Here is a 2,327-nt window from a genome sequence, read left to right as displayed (position 1 = left end):
AGCTGTAACGTCGGGATTTTTGCAGCAGTATCGAGAGCAACACGGGAGTTTGCAGCGTTTGGATGAAGCGATCGCGTCTTCCCATCGAGGGGAATGGGCAACTCCGGAAGAAGAGGCGGAGGTGTTCGGAGATTAGATGCGCGTAACTTTTCAACGGACGGCTCTCGATGATATCAAAACGGAAAAAGGAGGTGTTCCCCTCAGTTCCGAAAGCCCTTGCGAGAGTTTTTGCGGAATTTGACTTAAGTAGCGAATCAACAATAATTGCCAAGGAGTGCGAGCATCTTGCTCGCTAACCCATAACAAGAACCCGATTTGATATAGATTGAAATCTATGGATAAAAATGCGATTAAAAGTTTTGCAATTTGGGCGCGTCAAACCCTGATCGAACAAGTGAGCGCCCGCGCTACGTTATACGGGATTACCCCCAAGGAACTCGCATCGGTGACGGAGGTGCAGGGGGGTTTATTGGTCGCGGGGCAAACGCTGGATGAGGCAGAAGCAAAGCAGTATCGCCAGTTAAGAGGGCATTTAGAGGATTTGCGACGACAGATGAAGCAACCCCAGGCGATCGCGGCTTTGGTGGAGGAGATTGCTTATACTTGGTTTAACCGTTGGGTGGCGTTGCGGTATATGGAGGTGAATGGGTATATCTCGACGCGGGTTCTCAGCAGTAGCGATGCGGGGTTGGTGGATCCGGATATTTTGCGGGAGGCGGGGGAAATTGCGGAGTTGGAGACGCTACCGGGGTTGGATTTCCCGACGTTGCAGGAGTGGCGACAGGAGGGGCAAAAAGTTCCTAACCCGGATGAGTGGGTTTATCGTCGTTTGTTGTTGTGTCAGTGCGGGGCGTTGGGGGAGAGTTTGCCGTTTTTGTTCGATCGCAAGAAGGATTATTTGGCGCTGTTTTTGCCCATGACGTTGTTGAATGCGGATTCGGTGGTGCGGCGGTTGGTGGCGGATATTCCGGAGGGGGATTGGTTGGCGAAAGGGATGGATGCGGAAGATAGTCAGGATGTGGAGATTATTGGTTGGTTATATCAGTTTTATATTTCGGAGCGCAAGGATGCGGTGATTGGGGCAAAGTCGAAGGTTGAGGCGCAGGATATTCCGGCGGCGACGCAGTTATTTACGCCCCATTGGATCGTCCGCTATATGGTGGAAAATTCAATTATCAATTATCAATTAACAATTAACAAGAAATCATTGGTCACTGATAATTGTTCCTTGTTTATTGACCGAGATGGGGCTTGGATTGGGGATTATAAGTTGGCGTATTACGTGCCGAGTCGGGAGGTGCGGGAGAATGTTCCGGTGGGAATTGAGGGGATTTCTTTGGATTTTACACTCTGCGATCCGGCTTGTGGAAGCGGTCATATTTTGGTTTATGCGTTTGCGGTTTTGTTCCATTTGTATAAGAGTCAGGGCTATGCGGATCGGGAGATTCCGAGGTTGATTTTGGAGAAGCATTTATATGGGTTGGATATTGATGAACGGGCGGTTCAATTGACGAGTTTTGCGCTGTTGATGAAGGCGAGGGCGGTGGATCGTCGGATTTTGAGGAATCCTCCTCGGTTGAATTTGGCGGTGGTGCGTCGGGGAAATCGGGAGGTTTTAGATAATTTGCCGGGGTTGGGAGATAGGGTCATTTGGGAGGTGTTAATCGATGCGTTTCAAGATGCGGATTCTTTGGGGAGTTTGATCGTGCCGCCAAAGGTGGATTTGAGGCGGTTGCGGCAGGGTTTGACGGAATATAAACAGAATAATCCGGCGTTTTCGAGTGCTTGTTTGCCGTTGGAGGAGTTGTTATTACAGACGGAGTTATTGGGGCGACAGTATGACATTGTTGTGGCAAATCCGCCTTATATGGGGAGTAAATCATTTAATCCAAATGTTAAAGAATTTGTGAATAAGCATTACAAGGCAGCAAAAAGCGATCTTTATGCTTGTTTTGTGTTGCGAAATCTTCAGCTTTGTCAACAAAATGGTGTAATTTCGATGCTAACAATTCCCAATTGGATGTTTTTATCTAGTTTTGAAGATATTCGCAAATATATCTTAGAAAATACATTTTTAGAAAGTCTTGTTCATAATGGGAGAGGTATTTTTGGTTCTGATTTTGGGAGTTGTTCTTTTACAATTTGTAACCGAAAAAATTCTCAAGGTGTTGGTACTTTTAAACGTTTGTTCGATAAGCAAGGCAGTGTGGCAAGTATTGAAGAATTAAGAGAGCGTTTTTTAGATATTGAAAATTATCCTAATTTTTATACAAAACCTGCGGATTTTGCGAAGATTCCGGGGAGTGCGATCGCTTATTGGGTGAGCG

1 protein-coding gene is annotated in these 2,327 nt (G+C 46.6%); it reads left to right on the top strand.

From position 1 onward, the window contains the following. Positions 1 to 334: 334 nt before the first annotated feature. The coding region (pglX, locus tag VB714_RS21265) for a BREX-1 system adenine-specific DNA-methyltransferase PglX (protein ID WP_323226692.1) at positions 335 to 2,327 on the top strand (1,993 nt) is incomplete at its 3' end.

It is taken from the genome of Spirulina sp. 06S082 (assembly GCF_034932145.1).
Taxonomy (GTDB): domain Bacteria; phylum Cyanobacteriota; class Cyanobacteriia; order Cyanobacteriales; family Spirulinaceae; genus CCY15215.
Note: the sequence above shows the minus strand (reverse complement) of the source record. Positions and strands in the feature narration are given on the sequence as shown.